Genomic DNA, 16372 nt, shown 5'->3' with positions numbered 1-16372 from the left:
CTTGATTTCTCATCCATGAAAGCCTCGCAGTTTTTTGTCTCCACGCTCAAGGAGGCGCCCGCCGATGCCGAGATCGTGAGCCACAAGCTCATGATGCGCGCCGGGCTAATCAAGCGCCTGGGCGCGGGCATCTACAACTACATGCCCATGGGGCTGCGCGTGATCCGCAAGGTCGAAGCCGTCATCCGCGAGGAAATGAATCGCGCTGGCGCTATCGAGCTGCTCATGCCTGTGGTGCAGCCTGCCGAGCTGTGGCAGGAAACAGGACGCTTCGACAAGATGGGGCCGGAGCTGCTGCGCGTGAAGGATCGGCACCAGCGCGACTTCATCATTCAGCCGACTTCCGAAGAGGTCGTGACGGACATCGCGCGCCAGGAACTGCGAAGCTACAAGCAGCTGCCCAAGAACTTCTATCACATCCAAACGAAGTTCCGCGACGAGCGCCGGCCCCGCTTTGGCATCATGCGCGGCCGGGAATTCACGATGAAGGACGCATATTCCTTCGATCGTGATGTGGAATCCGCCGGTCGCACTTACGACGCGATGTTCAAGGCCTACATCGCCATCTTCGACCGCATGGGCCTGCAGTACCGCGCCGTGGCGGCCGACACCGGCGCCATCGGCGGCGATCGCTCGCACGAGTTCCAGGTGATCGCCGACACCGGCGAGGACGCGATCATCTACTGCCCCAGCAGTGACTACGCCGCCAACATCGAGCTGGCCGAGGCGCTGCCACTGCTGGCTGAACGTGCCGCTGCTGCTGAGCCGCTGACCAAGACGCCTACGCCGGGCAAGGCCACCTGCGCCGACGTAGCCAAGCTGCTGGGCCTGCCGCTGCAGCGCACGGTCAAGTCGCTGGTGCTTGCCACCGACGATTTGGACGAAGCCGGCAAAGTCAAGAAAACCACCGTCTGGCTGTTGATGGTGCGTGGCGACCATGAGCTCAACGAGGTCAAGGCCAGCAAGATCGAAGGCCTCAAGGGGGGCTTCCGCTTCGCCACCCTGGCCGAGATCGATACCTACTTCGGCTGCAAGCCCGGCTACCTGGGCCCCATCGGCCTGAAGCAGCCGGTGAAGATGGTGGTGGATCGCACGGTCGCAAACATGGCGGACTTCGTCTGCGGCGCCAACGACGAGGACTTCCACTACACCGGCGCCAACTGGGGGCGCGACCTGCCGGAGCCCGACGTGGTGGCCGACATCCGCAACGTCGTCGAAGGCGACCCTTCGCCGGACGGCAAGGGGCTGTTGGCGATCCAGCGCGGCATCGAGGTGGGGCACGTGTTCTACCTGGGGACCAAGTACTCCAAGGCCATGAACGCGACCTACCTGGACGAGAAGGGCAAGCCGCAGTTCATGGAGATGGGTTGCTACGGCATCGGCGTGACCCGGCTGCTGGGCGCGGCCGTCGAGCAGAACCACGACGAGCGCGGGATCATCTGGCCCGACGCCATGGCGCCGTTCCGCGTGGTGGTCTGCCCCATCGGCATGGACCGCAGCGAGGCGGTGCGCGCAGAAGCCGAACGGCTGTATCAGGCGCTGCAGGCGCAGGGCGTGGATGTGCTGCTCGACGACCGCGGCGAACGCCCGGGCGCGATGTTCGCCGACTGGGAGCTGATCGGCGTGCCGCACCGCGTGGTCATCTCCGACCGCGGCCTCAAGGAAAGCAAGCTCGAGTACCAGGGTCGGCGTGACGCCCAAGCCACCCCAGTGGCACTGGCCGAGATCGATGCCTTCCTGAAGGACAAGCTCGGCGTGTGAGACGACGCGGCCTGCTGAGCGCCGCCGCACTGGCACTGCCGCTGGGCAGCGCCTGGGCCGGTGCCCAGCGGGAAGAGGACCTCTCCGATGCCGTGCGTTCGGCGCTCTCCGCTGCCGTGGCGGACGCCGAGCCGCCGCGGCCTGAATTTCCTACCACCGCGCAGCGCATGGCCTACCTGCGCTGGCTCACCGCCATGAGCGAGCGGCTGCAGCCGCGCAAGACCGAGCTGCGCACGCGTGTGGAGTTCCTGGAAACGCTCTGGTACGAGAGCCGCCGCGCCGGCCTGGAGCCCGATCTGGTGCTGGGCCTGGTGCAGGTGGAGAGCAACTTCCGCAAGTACGCGGTCAGTGCCGCCGGCGCGCGCGGCTACATGCAGGTGATGCCGTTCTGGACCCGGCTCATCGGCGACGGCGATGCCAACCGCCTCTTCCACATGCAAACCAATCTGCGCTTCGGCTGCGTGATCCTGCGGCACTACCTGGAGCGCGAAGGCGGCAATCTCTTCATGGCGCTGGGCCGCTACAACGGCAGCCGGGGGCGCCCGGAGTATCCTGGCAAGGTTCTCGGCGCCCGGCGACAGTGGGTGATGCCGGACTGAGCCGGCGCAGCCGATGGCCTGTGTGCCCCGGCTACAAGCCCTGCCAAGCGCGGGGCTGGGCAGCGACGATGCCGGCCAGCGCCAGCACGCGTTCCACGGTGTCGTCCACCATCTCGTCAATGCTGCCCGGATGGTTGTAGAAGGCTGGCAGCGGCGGGAAGACGATGCCGCCCATTTCCGTCACCGCCGTCATGTTGCGCAGGTGCGCGAGGTTGAAGGGCGTTTCTCGCACCAGCAACAGCAGCCGGCGCCGCTCCTTGAGCATCACGTCGGCTGCGCGCGTGAGCAGGTTGTCACCAAAGCCATGTGCGACGGCGGCCAGCGTCTTCATGGAGCAGGGCGCAATGAGCATCGCGTCCACCGGGTGCGAGCCGCTGGCGATGCAAGCGCCCACATCACCGGGTGAATGCGCCTCGTCGGCCAGCGCTTCCAGTGCACGGCGGTCAAGACCGAGCTCGTGGTGGGCATTGAGCACGCCCGCAGGCGTGGCCACCAGGTGCGTATGCACACCCAAGGCCCGCGCCCGCTGCAGCAGCCTCACGCCGTAGACCGCACCGCTGGCGCCGGTGAGGCCCACGACCAACCGTTGCATGCTCAAGCTTGCTTGGCGTCCAGCACCTGCTGCAGCTCGCCTGCCTGGTACATCTCCATCATGATGTCCGAGCCGCCGACGAACTCGCCGTTGACGTACAGCTGCGGAATGGTGGGCCAGTTGGCGTAGGTCTTGATGCCCTGGCGCACGGCCTCGTCTTCCAGCACGTTCACGGTCTGCAGATCCTGTACGCCGCAGGCCTTGAGGATCTGGACGGCGCGACCGGAGAAACCACACATCGGGAACTGCGCAGTGCCCTTCATGAACAGCACCACGCGGTTGTTCTTCACGATGTCGTCGATGCGCTTCTGGACGTCTTCCATGGTGTTTCTGGAAATAGGGGATTCAAACAGCCGGCGTTATACGGCATGCCGCACCCCGTCGCCGTGGTCTGGGGCAAAGCCCTTGGCACGGTGGCTTCAGAAGGCATAGGAGACACCCAGCTGCAGCACCGGCCGCAGCCGCAGTTCGCGTACCGCCTCGTCCAGGTTGCGTGTCTCGGGAGGACGCAGGCCCGTGCCCGTCGTCACGCCCAGGTCGGCACTGAAGCCCCAGCCGCCGCGGGTGGACAGGCTGCTGTAGCCGATGCCCAAGTAGCCCACCGGCGGCGCATCGAAGGCCTCTTCGCCGCGCCCGGGCGTGAGCAGGCTGTTGGAGACGCTGAGCGACATCGGTGAGCCGGATGCGGCGCCCAGCAGCGGCGAGCGGCTACCCAGCAGCAGCCCGCCCGTGGCGCGCACGCCGCCCACCACGTGCCCTTCGCCGAAGCCCGGGCCGCTGAGATAGACGTCGCCCAGCAGCTTCATGCTGCGCAAGCCATTGCCGCTCGGGGCCAGGTCGCCCCGCCAGGGCGGCGCCTGGTCCACGCCAACGCGCGCCTGCCAGCGCGGCCAGGGAGCCTCCTCGGGCGCCACCCGCAGGCCGCCGTCGGCCTGTGCGGCCGCGCAGCCCAGCGCCATGAACCACAGGGACAGTTTCCGGATTGCCTTCATCGCGCTACCCCCTTGCCGCTCCACGGTCGCTTCATGCTACGCCGCTGCGCGGGGCCATGGCACATGGCCCGATTGGTGCCATCCCGGGATTGCCGCCCGCCGTGAAAGAGGGTGCGGATCCCGCTTCAGCCCGGCCAGCGTCCGCCGCTGCAGCGCTCCTGGCCGGCGAGGTCGCGGCGCGTCGCCACGGCCGTGAAGCCTCGCCGCTGCAGCACCTGGCGTGCGGCTGCGCCCTGGTCGAAGCCATGTTCGAGCAGCAGCCAGGCGCCGGGCTCCAGGTGGGTCGGCGCACCGTCCACGATGCGCTCGATCGCCGCCATGCCGTCGGGACCGGGCGTGAGCGCCTGCAGTGGCTCGTGGCGCAGCTGCGCCAGATGCGGATCGTCGCCGTCGATGTATGGCGGGTTGCTCAGCGCCAGGTGCAGGCGCGGCGGCACCAGCGCGCTCCACCAGTCGGACAGGGCAAAGCCCACCTCCAGGCCCAGGCGCTGCGCATTGCCCTGGGCCACCGCCAACGCCGCGGCACTGGCGTCCAGTGCCCGCATGCACACGCGCGGCGCGGCGTGCTTGACGGCCAGGGCGATGGCACCGCTGCCGGTACCCAGGTCCAGCACCTGCGGCGCGGGCAGCGCCGCCAGCTCGCCGGCCAGCAGCTCCAGCGCCCACTCCACCAGCGTCTCGGTGTCCGGACGCGGGTCCAGCACGTCGGGCGTGACCTGCAGCATCAGCCCGTGAAACTCGCGCTGGCCCAGCAGGTAGGCGATGGGCACGCCATCGGCGCGGCGCGTCGCATCGGCGTCGAAGCGCTCTCGTTGCTCCGGCGTCAAGGTGGCGTCGTCGTGTGCGAGCAACCAGCTGCGCGGGCGTTGCAGGTGGTGCACCAGCAGCAGCTGGGCATCGAGCCGGTCCAGGCCCAGCGCCTTGGCGCGGGCCAGGGCCTCGCGCACCGTGCCCGGCGCAAAGGATATGCCCGGTGCCGTCATGCCAGGCCGCTGCTTTCCAGCGCCGCCAGCTGCTCGGCGGCACGCGCGGCCTGCAGCGCAGCGATGACGTCGTCGAGCTCGCCATCCATCACCGCGCCCAGCTTGTAGAGCGTGAGGTTGATGCGGTGGTCGGTAAGCCGGCCCTGCGGGAAGTTGTAGGTGCGGATGCGGTCGCTGCGGTCGCCGCTGCCGATGAGGCCCTTGCGCGTCGCCGCCTCCTTGGCGGCGCGCTCGCTCGATTCCTTGTCGCGCAGCCGCGCGGCCAGCACCGCCAGCGCCTTGGCCTTGTTGCGGTGCTGGCTGCGGTCGTCCTGGCACTCGGCCACCAGGCCGGTGGGCAGGTGCGTCACGCGCACCGCGCTGTCGGTCTTGTTGATGTGCTGGCCGCCAGCGCCGCTGGCGCGGAAGGTGTCGATGCGCAGCTCCGCCGGGTTGAGCGTGACCTCCTCGGCCTCGTCGGGCTCGGGCATCACCGCCACGGTGCAGGCGCTGGTGTGGATGCGGCCCTGGCTCTCGGTGGCGGGCACGCGCTGCACGCGGTGGCCGCCGCTCTCGAAGCGCAGCCGGCCGTAGGCGCCGTCGCCCTCGATTCGGAAGACGATCTCCTTGTAGCCGCCGAGTTCGGAGTCGCTCTGGCTCATCACCTCGGTGCGCCAGCCCTGGCGCTCGCAGTAGCGCAGGTACATGCGCGCCAGGTCGCCCGCGAAGAGCGCGGACTCGTCGCCGCCGGTGCCGGCGCGGATCTCCAGGAATGCGTTGCGCGCGTCGTCCGGGTCGCGCGGCAGCAGGGCGGTCTGCAGCTTGAGCTCCAGCCGCTGCAGCTCGGCCTCGGCGCCGGTGATCTCCTCGCGCGCCATGTCGGCCATGTCCGGGTCTTCCAGCAGCTCGCGCGCGGTGGCGAGGTCCTGCTCGCGCTGCTGGTAGAGGCGGAAGTCCGCCACCACCTCGGCCACCTCGGCCTGCTCGCGCGAGAGCGCGCGCCAGCGCTTGATGTCCGACATCAGTTGCGGATCGGCCAGCGTGGCGTCGAGCTCGGCCTGGCGCATGGCCAAGCGTTCGAATTGGGGGCGCAGGGTGTCTTTCATGGGCGAAAGCGCCGCGCACACGGCAACCCCGCGCACGACGGCGACAGGGCAGGGGCCGCTAGCGGCCGCCTTCGGCTTCGGGATTGCGGCTGGTCTGGCGCAGGAACAGGCGCGACACGGTGTGCGCCACCTGCTCGCGCTGCGGGCCGTCGGCCGCGTGCAGCTCGGCAAAGGTGCCGTGCAGCATCTTCTGCGTCAGGCCGCGGCTGAGGGCTTCCAGCACGGCGTCGATGTCCTCGCCGCGCGCCAGCATCTTGCGCGCGCGCGCAAGCTCGGTGGCGCGCCAGCGGTCGGCCTGCTGGTTCAGGGCCTGGATCAGCGGGACGCTGCCGCGCTGGTCCAGCCAGTGGCTGAAGCTCTGCACGCCAGCGTCGATGATGGCCTCGGCCTGCTGCACGGCGGCCTGGCGCTTCTCGCCGGCGCTCTGCACCAGGGCCGAGAGGTCGTCCACGGTGTAGAGATAGACGTCAGAGAGCTGCGCGATCTCGGGCTCGATGTCGCGCGGCACGGCCAAGTCCACCATGAACATCGGGCGATGCCGCCGCGCCTTGAGCGCGCGCTCCACGGCACCCAGGCCGATGATGGGCAGCGTGCTGGCGGTGCAGGAGATGACGGCGTCGTACTCGTGCAGGCAGCCCGGCAGGTCGGCCAGGCGCAGCGCCTGGGCGCCGAAGCGGCCGGCCAGCTTCTCGCCGCGCTCCAGCGTGCGGTTGGCCACGGCCATGGCCTTGGGCTCGCGCGCGGCGAAGTGGGTGGCCACGAGCTCGATCATCTCGCCCGCGCCCACGAACAGCACCTTGATGTCGCGCAGGTCCTCGAACAGCTGCGAAGCCAGCCGCACCGCGGCGGCGGCCATGCTGATGGAGTGGCTGCCAATCTCGGTGGAGGTCCGCACCTCCTTGGCCACGGAGAAGCTGCGCTGGAAGAGCTGGTGCAGCGTCGTGCCCAGCGTGCCGGCGGTCTCCGCCTGGCGCACGGCCTGCTTCATCTGGCCCAGGATCTGCGGCTCGCCCAGCACCATGGAGTCCAGCCCCGAGGCGACGCGGAAGGCGTGGCGCGCGGCCTCGCGGTTCTCCATCACGTAGCTGCAGGACTCCAGCTGCGCACCCGCGACGCCGCCCTGTTCGGCCAGCCATTCGATTGCCGGGCGCACCAGCTCGCACGCGCGGCCGGGATCGGCGGCTACGTACAGCTCGGTGCGGTTGCAGGTAGAGACCAGTGCCGCTTCGGGCATGGCGCGCTGCAGCCGCTCGCGGAAGCCGCGCAGGGCCGGCGAGAGCTGCTCGGCACCGAACGCGAACCGCCCGCGCAGGTCCAGCGGAGCGGTCTGGTAGTTCAGGCCAAGGGCGAAGACGCTCATGTCGGGAATTGTATGATCTGCCGTTTGGACCGGTTTTCCGGCCGGTTATGGTCGCCGCCGCGCGCGCCGCGGTCCTTGACCGACATCAAGTCCACGAGAAGACACGAGGAAGCGCACCATGGGTCCGCTGGATGCGCTGTGGCATCTGCTCGATTTTTTTGCGCCCGCGCTGAGCGTGGGCCTGCTGGGGGCCTCGGCCTCCAAGCTGTGCTGGCGCCGTGAGCTGGCCGCAGTGCCCTGGCGCCGCCTCGCGCAGTGGGGCTGCACCGGCGCGGCACTGGCGCTGCTGGCCATGCTCGTGATCAGCGGGCGCGACGGGCGCATGCTCAATTACGGCGTCATGGCGCTGAGCTGCGCCCTGAGCCTGTGGTGGGCCGGCTTCGGCCGGCGGGCGTCCCGTTTGTAGGAAATCGACGCCGCCCACGTCGGCGTTCGCCCGACCGCATCCGCAAAAGCCTGACATTCGTTAGCGCCGGAAACCGGCACGCGCGTTGCTTTGCTCTGGCTGTGCAGTGCCCGCCACCGGCGGCACAGTGAGATCGTCAAGCACCGAACAATGCAGGAGAAGGCCATGTCCCAGACCCTTGCCCAGTCCGTCGAAGCCTACGAGATCCGCTTCCCCTCGCTGTTCCGCGAGGGCCACGCGCTGGCCTTCCCCTGTGACCGCGACGGTCACGTCAACCTGGATGCGCTGAGCGAGCGCGCCAAGGGCAACTACCTGTTTGCCCGCGCGATGGTGGGACGCGAGTTCGCCACGCCGCGCGTGCAGCTCAGCGACCTGCACTGAGCCTGCAGCCGCCCAGGCCACGGCATGTGCCACGGCCCGAGGGAAGCCTGAGCGCGTTCAGGCTGCCGCGTCGTCTCCGCGCAGGACCAGCTCGCCGCGCAGCGAATGCGGCAGCGCCTGGGTGATGCGCACTTCGACCATCTGCCCCACCAGGCGCGGCTGGCCCTTGAAGTTGACGATGCGGTTGCACTCGGTGCGGCCCATGAACTCGGCCGGGTCCTTGCGCGACGGGCCTTCGACCAGGATGCGCTGCACCGTGCCGACGCGGCTGTCGCTGATGCGGCGCACGTTGGCCTCGATCAGCGCCTGCAACTGCTGCAGCCGCTTGAGCTTCAGCTCCTGAGGCGTGTCGTCGTGCAGCGCGGCGGCCGGTGTGCCCGGGCGCGGCGAGAAGACAAAGCTGAAGCTGGCGTCGAAGCCCACGTCCTCGATCAGCTTGAGCGTGCGCTCGAAGTCCTCCTGCGTCTCGCCGGGGAAGCCGACGATGAAGTCGCTGGAGAGGCTGATGTCCGGCCGCACCGCGCGCAGCTTGCGCACCGTGCTCTTGTATTCCAGCGCCGTGTAGCCGCGCTTCATGGCCATGAGCACGCGGTCGCTGCCGTGCTGCACCGGCAGGTGCAGATGGCTCACGAGCTGCGGCACCTTGGCGTAGACGTCGATGAGCCGCTGCGTGAACTCGTTGGGGTGGCTGGTGGTGTAGCGGATGCGCTTGATGCCGGGGATCTCGGCCACGTACTCGATCAGCAGCGCGAAGTCGGCGATCTCGCCGCTGTCGCCCATGCGGCCGCGATAGGCGTTGACGTTCTGGCCCAGCAGCGTGACTTCCTTGACGCCCTGGTCGGCCAGGCCGGCGACCTCGGTGAGCACGTCCTCGAAGGGGCGGCTCACTTCCTCGCCGCGGGTGTAGGGCACCACGCAATAGCTGCAGTACTTGGAGCAGCCTTCCATGATCGACACGAAGGCCGAGGCGCCTTCCACGCGCGCGGGCGGCAGGTGGTCGAACTTCTCGATCTCGGGGAAGCTGATGTCCACCTGCGGCCGGCGCTGGTCCTGGCGCGCCTGGATCATCTGCGGCAAACGGTGCAGGGTCTGCGGCCCGAACACCATGTCCACGTAGGGTGCGCGCTCGATGATGGCCGCGCCTTCCTGGCTCGCCACGCAGCCGCCCACGCCGATGAGCACGCCCTTCTTCTTGAGGTGCTTGACGCGGCCCAGGTCGGAAAAGACCTTCTCCTGCGCCTTCTCGCGCACCGAACAGGTGTTGAACAGGATCAGGTCGGCCTGCTCGACGTCGTCGGTGGGCTCGTAGCCTTCGACGGCCTTGAGCACGTCGGCCATCTTGTCCGAGTCGTACTCGTTCATCTGGCAGCCGAAGGTGCGGATGAATACTTTCTTGGCGCTCATGGGAGGGTCCTTCAGCGAAGGGAGGCGGCACGCTGCGGTCCAGGCCTGCGCGTGGCCGCGGCCCGTCCCTGCGAAGGGCGGCGCGGCGCCGGCACAGCGGACATGGTGTAGAGCCAGGGGCTGTGGGTGCGGGCAGCAAGGCCCGCGGGCGAACGCGAATTTTAGTCGCCGCCCAGCAGCCGGGCCGGCAGCGCGCCACGCAAGGCGTTGCAAATGCTCAGGTTCTGCGCGCGTGTCAGGTCCTTGCGCCGCAGGCTGCGCTCCTGGGCGCCGAGATCTTCCATCAGCACCTCGCGCATCACGCCGGGCAGGGCGCCGTCGGCCAGCGGCGGCGTCCACCAGCGGCCATCGAGCTGCACGAAGACGTTGCTGCGGCCGCCTTCGATGAGCCGGCCGTCGGGCGTAAAGAACAGCGTGTCGAAGGCGCCCACGGCTTCGGCCGCGCGCACGCCGGCGTCGTAGCGCGCGCGCAGCGTGCTCTTGTGGCGCGACAGCGGCGAGGGTGCCAGCGGCTCTTCAGCCAGCAGCAGCCCGACCGGCCGGGCGGGCAAGGGCGCCAGCGGCACCTGCGTGACGCTGACGCGGCCGTCGTGGGTCAGTGCCACGCGCACGCGATGCGGCATGCCCTGGGGAAGGGCAGTCAACGCGGCATCGAGATGCCGGCGCACCAGGGCTTCATCGAGCTGGAAGCCGAGCGCCTGCGCACTGCGCCGCAATCGCGCCAGGTGCCGCTCCAGATGCCTGAACCCCTGGGGCTGCTGCGCGAACAGCGTCTCGAACAGCTCGAACTCGTGGCCCAGCCCGGTGGCGAAGCGGGCCTTGAGCCGGCACTCCTCGAACTCGGAAGCAGGCTCGCTGTCGAGCACGATGCCGGCACCGACGCCCAGGCGCGCGCAGCGCAGGCCGTCCTTGCCTTCGGGGCCGAGCACCAGCGTGCGGATCGCTACCGAGAAGCAGAAGTCGCCGCAGGCCGCCCCGCCTTGCGGCGCATCGAGCCAGCCGATGGCGCCGCAGTAGAGGCCGCGCGGCGTGCTTTCCAGTTCGGCAATGAGCTGCATCGTGCGCAGCTTGGGCGCGCCGGTGATGGAGCCGCAGGGGAAGGCGGCGCGCAGCAGGGCGGGCAGGTCCAGCCCCGGGCGCGGCCGGGCCTCGATGGTGGAAGTCATCTGCCAAACCACGCCATGCGGTTCCACCGTGAACAGCGCCGGCACGCGCACCGAGCCGGTCTGCGCGATGCGGCCCAGGTCGTTGCGCAGCAGGTCCACGATCATCAGGTTCTCGGCCTGGTTCTTGGTGTCCTGCGCCAACGCCTGGGCAACGGCTGCGTCCTCGGTCGCGTCGGCGCAGCGCGCGGCGGTGCCCTTCATCGGGCGTGCCGTCAGCAGCCCCCGCTCGTGGCGCAGGAACAGCTCCGGCGAGCACGACAGCACGCAGCCGCCGTCGGGCAGCTGGATGAACGCGCCGTAGGGCACGCTCTGGCGCTCGCGCAGCCGGCGGTACAGGCGCAGCGGCTCGCCGTAGGCCTGGCCACCCAGGCGGTAGGTAAAGTTGACCTGGTAACTCTCGCCAGCGCGGATGGCGGCGTGGATGCGTTCGATGGCGGCCTCGAAGCCCGCGCGCTCGATGCTGGGCTCCAGCGGCAGCAGCCCGGCGGTGGGCAATCCCGCCGTGGCGGTGTCCTGCGCTGCGAGCCAGGCGTCGGCCTCGTCGCGAGAGAGGTGGCGCAGCTCGCGGAACATCAGCAGCCGAAGGCTCGCGCCGTCGTCCGGGTCCAGCGCCTCGTGTCCCGCGCGCAGCAGCTTGGCGCCCCATTCGTAGTCGGCCAGCAGCAGTGCGTGCAGGCCGGCGCGCTGGTCGGCCTCGGCCGCGGCGCACACCGCTTCGAGCGTGCGCGGGTCGGTGCACCGGTGTTCGCGCACGAAGCCGCTGTAGAGCCGGCTGCGCGGCGCATCGAGCGTGGCGGTGCAGTCGTCGAGCAGGGCGAAGATCGTCATGGCGCTGAGCATGCCCATTGCTGCAACCCGGAAGGGCACTGGTTGCGGCGCGTACAAAGCGAAAAGCCCTGCAGGCTTGTGGCCTGCAGGGCTTTCTTGTTTGGTGGCGCTTCAGGGATTCGAACCCCGGACCTGCGGATTATGATTCCGTCGCTCTAACCGGCTGAGCTAAAGCGCCTGCGAGACCGCCATTCTATCGATATTTTTGACTTCGGTGCAAGCCCCTTAGCGAATTCATCAGACAATTTCTTCATGTTCAGCTTTTTCAAGAAGAAGGCGCCCCCGCCGCCGGCCCCGCCGCAGGAGTCTCCTGCCGCCGCGCCCGCTGCGCCTGAGGTGCCTGTCGTCCCGCCGGCCACCGAAGCGCCGCCGGCGCGCAGCGGGTGGCTCGGCGGCCTGTTCGGCAAGTCCGCGCCCGCGCCCGTGCCTGCACCCGCCGCGCCGGCCGAGGTGTCCGTCGATCAGCCGGAGGTGGAGGAAACCACCGAGAAGCCCGGTGCCCCGCGCGCGGGCTGGATGGAGCGCCTCAAGCAGGGACTGCGCAAGACCGGCAGCGGCATCGCGCAGGTCTTCACCGGCACCAAGATCGACGAGGACCTGTACGAGCAGCTCGAAGAGGCGCTGTTGATGGCCGACGCCGGCGTCAAGGCCACCGAGCACCTGCTCAAGGACCTCAGGCGCCGCGTCAAGGAGGCCAAGGCCACTGACCCGGCGGCCGTCAAGGCGCTGTTGGTGGATGCCATCGCCGAGCTGCTGGCGCCGCTGGAGAAGCCGCTGAGCATCGGCGAGGCCTCGCCCACGGTGATGATGGTCGTGGGCGTCAACGGCGCGGGCAAGACCACCAGCATCGGCAAGCTCACGCGGCACCTTGCCGACGCCGAGCAGCGCGTGCTGCTGGCGGCGGCCGACACCTTCCGCGCCGCCGCACGCGAGCAGCTGGCGGTGTGGGCGGGGCGCAACCGCGTGGAGATCGTGAGCCAGGAGGGCGGCGACCCGGCGGCCGTGACCTACGACGCCGTGGTGGCCGGCCGCGCGCGCGGCTGCGACGTCGTCATCGCCGACACCGCGGGCCGGCTGCCCACGCAGCTGCACCTGATGGAGGAGCTCAAGAAGATCCGCCGCGTCATCACCAAGGCCCAGGCCGACGCGCCGCACGAGGTGCTGCTGGTGGTGGACGGCAACACCGGCCAGAACGCGCTGGCGCAAGTGAAGGCCTTCGACGAGGCGCTGCAGCTCACGGGCCTGATCGTCACCAAGCTCGACGGCACGGCCAAGGGCGGCGTGCTGGCGGCCATCGCGCGCGAGCGCCCGGTGCCGGTGTACTTCATCGGCGTGGGCGAGAAGCTGGAGGACCTGGAGACCTTCGACGCGCGCGAGTTCGCGCAGGCGCTGCTGGGCTGAGGCCGATGGCTCCATAGAGAGAAGGGCGGACACCGCAAGGTGCCTGCCCTTCTTACTTATATATAGAGCCGCGTCGGTTGCCCGGGGCCTTCAGCCCATGCCGGGTGAGACGCTCGGCCCTTCAGCCCATTCCCGGCGGCAGCATGCCCTTGAGGCCCTTCATGCCGCCCATGCGTTTCATCATCTTCATCAGGCCGCCGCCCTTCATCTTCTTCATCATCCCCTGCATCTGCTCAAACTGATTGAGCAGCTTGTTCACCTCGTGCACCTGCACGCCGGCGCCGGCGGCGATGCGGCGCTTGCGGCTGGCCTTGATCAGCTCGGGCTTGCGCCGCTCCAGCGCGGTCATGGAATTGATGATGCCCTCCATGCGGCGCACGTCCCGCTCGGCACGGTCCATGTCGGCCTGGCCGGCCTTGGCGGCGAGCTGGGCGGGGAGCTTGTCCATGAGGCTGGAGAGGCCACCCATCTTCTTCATCTGGCTGATCTGGGCCAGGAAGTCGTTGAGGTCGAAACCGTCTCCGCTCTTGACCTTCTCGGCGAGCTTCTGCGCCGCCTCCAGGTCCACGCCCTTCTGCACCTCCTCGACCAGGGCGACGATGTCGCCCATGCCCAGCACGCGCCCGGCGTGGCGCTCGGCGTCGAAGACCTCCAGCCCGTCGATCTTTTCCGACACGCCGGCGAACTTGATGGGCGCGCCCGTGACCTGGCGCACCGACAGCGCCGCGCCGCCGCGCGAGTCGCCGTCGAGCTTGGTCAGCACGATGCCCGTGAGCGGCAGCGCCTCCTTGAAGGCGCGCGCGGTGTTGATGGCGTCCTGGCCCTGCATGGCGTCCACCACGAACAGCGTCTCCACTGGCTTGAGCGCGGCGTGCAGATCGCGGATCTCCGCCATCAGCGCCTCGTCGATGGCCAGGCGGCCGGCGGTGTCCACCAGCAGCACGTCGAAGTAGTGGCGCCGCGCGTGGTCCAGCGCCGCCAGCGCGATGTCCTGCGGCTTCTGGTTGGCTGCGGAGGGGAACCACTCGGCGCCGGCCTGCTTCGTCACCGTCTTGAGCTGCTCGATGGCCGCGGGGCGGTACACGTCGGCCGAGACGGTGAGCACCTTCTTCTTGCGGCGCTCGATGAGGTGCTTGGCCAGCTTGGCGGTGGTGGTGGTCTTGCCCGCGCCCTGCAGGCCCGCCATCAGGATCACCGCTGGCGGCTGCGCGGCGAGGTTGATGTCGGAGACGCCCTCGCCCATGGTGGCGGCGAGCTCCTTGTTCACGATGCCCACCAGCGCCTGGCCGGGGTTGAGCGAGCCCACCACCTCCTGGCCCAGGGCCTTTTCCTTGACGCGGGCGATGAAGTCGCGCACGACGGGCAGGGCGACGTCGGCTTCGAGCAAAGCCATGCGCACCTCGCGCAACATGTCCTGCACGTTGCTTTCGGTGATGCGGGCTTGGCCGCGCATGGTCTTGACCAGGCGCGACAGGCGGTCGGTGAGGGCGGATGCCATGGCGGGGGGGCGACCGTGGCACGCCGGGAGGCGCTGGCCGCGAAAGTAAACTGTTCGGATGATTTTATCGTCCGGCCCCGTGGCGGCTGCCGTCGCATGGCCTTGGCTGCCCGCCCTGGGCGCCGTGCTGGCCTACCTCGTTGCCATGTTGCCTGCGCCCGATGGGCGCCGGCTGCACACGGCCGCGCTGCAGCTGGGCTGGGTGCTGCACGGCGTGGCGCTGGTGCTGGAGATCGCTGCCATCGGCCGCGAGCCGCCGGGCGTGCGCTTCGGTTTCGGCCCGGCGCTGTCGCTGACCGTGTGGTTCGTGCTGGCGGTGCATGCAGTGGAAAGCCGCCTTTTCTCACTGCCGGGCGTGCGGCGCCAGCTCGCGACCGTGGGTGCGCCGGTGGTGCTGCTGGCCGCGGCCTTCCCGGGCGACATCCGGCTTGAAGGCGGCTCGGCCTGGATGCCGCTGCACTGGCTGCTGGGCATCGCCTCCTATGGCCTGTTCGGCGCCGCGGTGCTGCACGCGATGCTGCTGGACCGCGCCGAGCGCCAGATGCGCCTGAAGCTCGTCCCGCCCCAGGGCAGCAGCGGCGGTCCCTTCGGGTTGCCGCTGCTGCGGCTGGAGCGGCTGACCTTCCGCTTCATCGAGGCCGGCTTCGTGGTGCTCAGCGCCGCGCTGCTGCTGGGCGCCTGGCTCAGCCCGGAGTGGCGCTGGGACCACAAGACGGTGTTCTCGCTGCTGGGCTGGGCCACCTTCGCGCTGCTCATCGGCGGCCGGCTGGCCTGGGGCTGGCGCGGACGGCGCGCCACGCGCTGGCTCTATGCCGGCGCGGTGCTGCTGCTGCTGGGCTACATCGGCTCGCGCTTCGTGCTGGAGGTGGTGCTGCACCGCACCGTGTGAGAACCACGGCGCGCCTGCCGCAGGCGCCGCTGCCCGGACCATGAAGATCTCCCACGCCCTGCCACCCGCCGCCCTGCATGAGAGGCTGCTGCGATGAAGTACCTGCTGCTCCTGGCCGTGATCGCGCTGGTGCTGTGGGCCATGCGCCGCGCCTCGTTGCCGCCACCACCACCGCCTCCTCCGCCACCGCCGCCGCGCCCACCCGAGCCGCCCCAGCTGGAGGCGATGGTGCGCTGCAGCCATTGCGGGCTGCACCTGCCCAGCAGCGAAGCCGTGCTGGGCCTGGATGGAAAGCCCTACTGCTGCCCGATGCACCGCGCCGCGGGGCCGCGCAAGACATGAGCGCCGATCCGCCTGCGCCGCGCGCGGCCACGGCCCGGCGCGATGACTGGGAAGAGGGCTGGTACGCGCCGGCGCGGCGCTGTCCCTCGCCCAACTTCGGTCCGCGCCCCGCGGGCGCGAGCATCGACCTGGCGGTGGTCCATTCCATCAGCCTGCCGCCGGGCGTCTATGGCGGCGATGCCATCGAGCGGCTCTTCACCAACCGGCTGGACTGGGACGCGCACCCGTACTTCCAGCAGATCTGCGGCCTGGAAGTGTCGGCGCACTTCCTGGTGCGCCGCGACGGCGCGCTGATGCAGTTCGTGTCCTGTGACGCGCGCGCCTGGCATGCCGGGCGCTCCAGCTGGCGCGGCCGCGACAACTGCAACGACTACTCCATCGGCATCGAGCTCGAAGGCCTGGAGGGCACGCCCTTCGCCGCCGTGCAGTACCGGCGCCTGGCACGGCTGCTGCGGGCACTGGCGCGGCGCTATCCGCTGGCCGAGGTGACCGGCCATGAGGACGTTGCGCCGGGCCGCAAGCACGACCCCGGCGCTGCCTTCAGCTGGCCGCTGTTGGCCCGGCTCAGCGGCTGGCAAGGCGCCGGCAGCGCGCTGCAACGGCGCGCCTGACGCCCTTCCGAAGCCCGTTTCGGGCGCAACCGTCCAGGCCGCCGCGAGTGGGCGTTCCATTCCCAGTGCAAGCC

At 69.7% G+C, this 16372-nt stretch carries 17 protein-coding genes and 1 tRNA gene; 8 read left to right on the top strand and 10 right to left on the bottom strand.

The window, feature by feature from the left end; all coding sequences use genetic code 11:
- Positions 1-15: 15 nt before the first annotated feature.
- Both H537_RS0101225 and H537_RS0101220 read left to right on the top strand, forming a co-directional pair.
- Positions 16-1761, top strand: coding sequence for a proline--tRNA ligase (locus H537_RS0101225; protein WP_028996462.1), 1746 nt, complete (start codon positions 16-18; stop codon positions 1759-1761).
- On the top strand, positions 1758-2360 hold the full coding sequence (locus tag H537_RS0101220; RefSeq protein ID WP_028996461.1) for a lytic transglycosylase domain-containing protein: 603 nt from the start codon (positions 1758-1760) through the stop codon (positions 2358-2360). Before H537_RS0101225 ends, H537_RS0101220 begins: the two co-directional genes overlap by 4 nt.
- A 31-nt stretch (positions 2361-2391) precedes the next feature.
- On the opposite strand, the gene H537_RS0101215 is transcribed toward H537_RS0101220, so the two are convergent.
- From H537_RS0101215 to hemA, 6 genes are all read right to left on the bottom strand, one after another.
- Complete coding sequence (locus tag H537_RS0101215; protein ID WP_043457957.1) at positions 2392-2952, bottom strand: UbiX family flavin prenyltransferase; 561 nt, start codon at positions 2950-2952, stop codon at positions 2392-2394.
- A 2-nt stretch (positions 2953-2954) separates the two neighbouring features.
- Positions 2955-3275 carry a Grx4 family monothiol glutaredoxin gene (gene grxD / locus H537_RS0101210; protein ID WP_028996459.1) on the bottom strand — a complete coding sequence of 107 codons (321 nt, stop codon included), beginning with the start codon at positions 3273-3275 and terminating at the stop codon, positions 2955-2957.
- A gap of 96 nt (positions 3276-3371) precedes the next feature.
- A complete protein-coding gene (locus H537_RS0101205; protein ID WP_028996458.1) occupies positions 3372-3944 on the bottom strand; it encodes a hypothetical protein in 573 nt (190 codons plus the stop codon).
- Positions 3945-4069: 125 nt separating this feature from the next.
- Complete coding sequence (prmC, locus tag H537_RS0101200) at positions 4070-4927, bottom strand: peptide chain release factor N(5)-glutamine methyltransferase (protein ID WP_028996457.1); 858 nt, start codon at positions 4925-4927, stop codon at positions 4070-4072.
- On the bottom strand, positions 4924-6012 hold the full coding sequence (gene prfA / locus H537_RS0101195; protein ID WP_028996456.1) for a peptide chain release factor 1: 1089 nt from the start codon (positions 6010-6012) through the stop codon (positions 4924-4926). Before prfA ends, prmC begins: the two co-directional genes overlap by 4 nt.
- Before the next feature lie 58 nt (positions 6013-6070).
- Positions 6071-7372, bottom strand: a complete 1302-nt coding sequence (gene hemA / locus H537_RS0101190) for a glutamyl-tRNA reductase (protein ID WP_028996455.1) — start codon at positions 7370-7372, stop codon at positions 6071-6073.
- A gap of 118 nt (positions 7373-7490) precedes the next feature.
- On the opposite strand from hemA, the gene H537_RS0101185 reads away from it, so the two are divergent.
- Both H537_RS0101185 and H537_RS0101180 read left to right on the top strand, forming a co-directional pair.
- On the top strand, positions 7491-7778 hold the full coding sequence (locus tag H537_RS0101185; protein WP_028996454.1) for a hypothetical protein: 288 nt from the start codon (positions 7491-7493) through the stop codon (positions 7776-7778).
- Between the two features lie 165 nt (positions 7779-7943).
- Entirely contained in the window at positions 7944-8159 is a 216-nt protein-coding gene (locus tag H537_RS0101180; protein WP_028996453.1) for a hypothetical protein, read from the top strand.
- A 57-nt stretch (positions 8160-8216) separates the two neighbouring features.
- On the opposite strand, the gene miaB is transcribed toward H537_RS0101180, so the two are convergent.
- The 3 genes from miaB to H537_RS0101165 all read right to left on the bottom strand — a co-directional run bounded on the left by miaB (position 8217) and on the right by H537_RS0101165 (position 11735).
- Positions 8217-9563 carry a tRNA (N6-isopentenyl adenosine(37)-C2)-methylthiotransferase MiaB gene (gene miaB, locus H537_RS0101175; RefSeq protein ID WP_028996452.1) on the bottom strand — a complete coding sequence of 449 codons (1347 nt, stop codon included), beginning with the start codon at positions 9561-9563 and terminating at the stop codon, positions 8217-8219.
- A 161-nt stretch (positions 9564-9724) separates the two neighbouring features.
- Positions 9725-11557: an aminodeoxychorismate synthase component I gene (gene pabB, locus H537_RS0101170; RefSeq protein WP_028996451.1), complete on the bottom strand. Its 1833-nt coding sequence runs from the start codon at positions 11555-11557 to the stop codon at positions 9725-9727.
- A 101-nt stretch (positions 11558-11658) separates the two neighbouring features.
- A tRNA-Met gene (locus H537_RS0101165) sits at positions 11659-11735 on the bottom strand.
- A 74-nt stretch (positions 11736-11809) separates the two neighbouring features.
- Here H537_RS0101165 and ftsY point away from each other — a divergent pair.
- A complete protein-coding gene (ftsY, locus tag H537_RS0101160) occupies positions 11810-12958 on the top strand; it encodes a signal recognition particle-docking protein FtsY (protein WP_028996450.1) in 1149 nt (382 codons plus the stop codon).
- Between the two features lie 121 nt (positions 12959-13079).
- Here the strand turns inward: ftsY and ffh are convergent, their stop codons facing one another.
- On the bottom strand, positions 13080-14456 hold the full coding sequence (gene ffh / locus H537_RS0101155; protein ID WP_028996449.1) for a signal recognition particle protein: 1377 nt from the start codon (positions 14454-14456) through the stop codon (positions 13080-13082).
- 58 nt (positions 14457-14514) lie between these two features.
- On the opposite strand from ffh, the gene H537_RS0101150 reads away from it, so the two are divergent.
- The 3 genes from H537_RS0101150 (at position 14515) to ampD (ending at position 16298) form a co-directional block, all read left to right on the top strand.
- The gene (locus H537_RS0101150) at positions 14515-15345 is read left to right on the top strand and encodes a cytochrome C assembly family protein (protein ID WP_028996448.1); all 831 of its coding nucleotides are present in this window, start codon (positions 14515-14517) and stop codon (positions 15343-15345) included.
- Between the two features lie 93 nt (positions 15346-15438).
- Complete coding sequence (locus tag H537_RS0101145; RefSeq protein ID WP_028996447.1) at positions 15439-15687, top strand: PP0621 family protein; 249 nt, start codon at positions 15439-15441, stop codon at positions 15685-15687.
- Complete coding sequence (gene ampD, locus H537_RS40355; protein WP_051241460.1) at positions 15684-16298, top strand: 1,6-anhydro-N-acetylmuramyl-L-alanine amidase AmpD; 615 nt, start codon at positions 15684-15686, stop codon at positions 16296-16298. Before H537_RS0101145 ends, ampD begins: the two co-directional genes overlap by 4 nt.
- The last annotated feature ends 74 nt before the right edge of the window (positions 16299-16372 follow it).

It is taken from the genome of Azohydromonas australica DSM 1124 (assembly GCF_000430725.1).
GTDB classification, from domain to species: Bacteria; Pseudomonadota; Gammaproteobacteria; order Burkholderiales; family Burkholderiaceae_C; genus Azohydromonas; species Azohydromonas australica.
The sequence above is the reverse complement of the archived record's forward strand: the minus strand, read 5'-3'. Positions and strand labels throughout refer to the sequence as shown.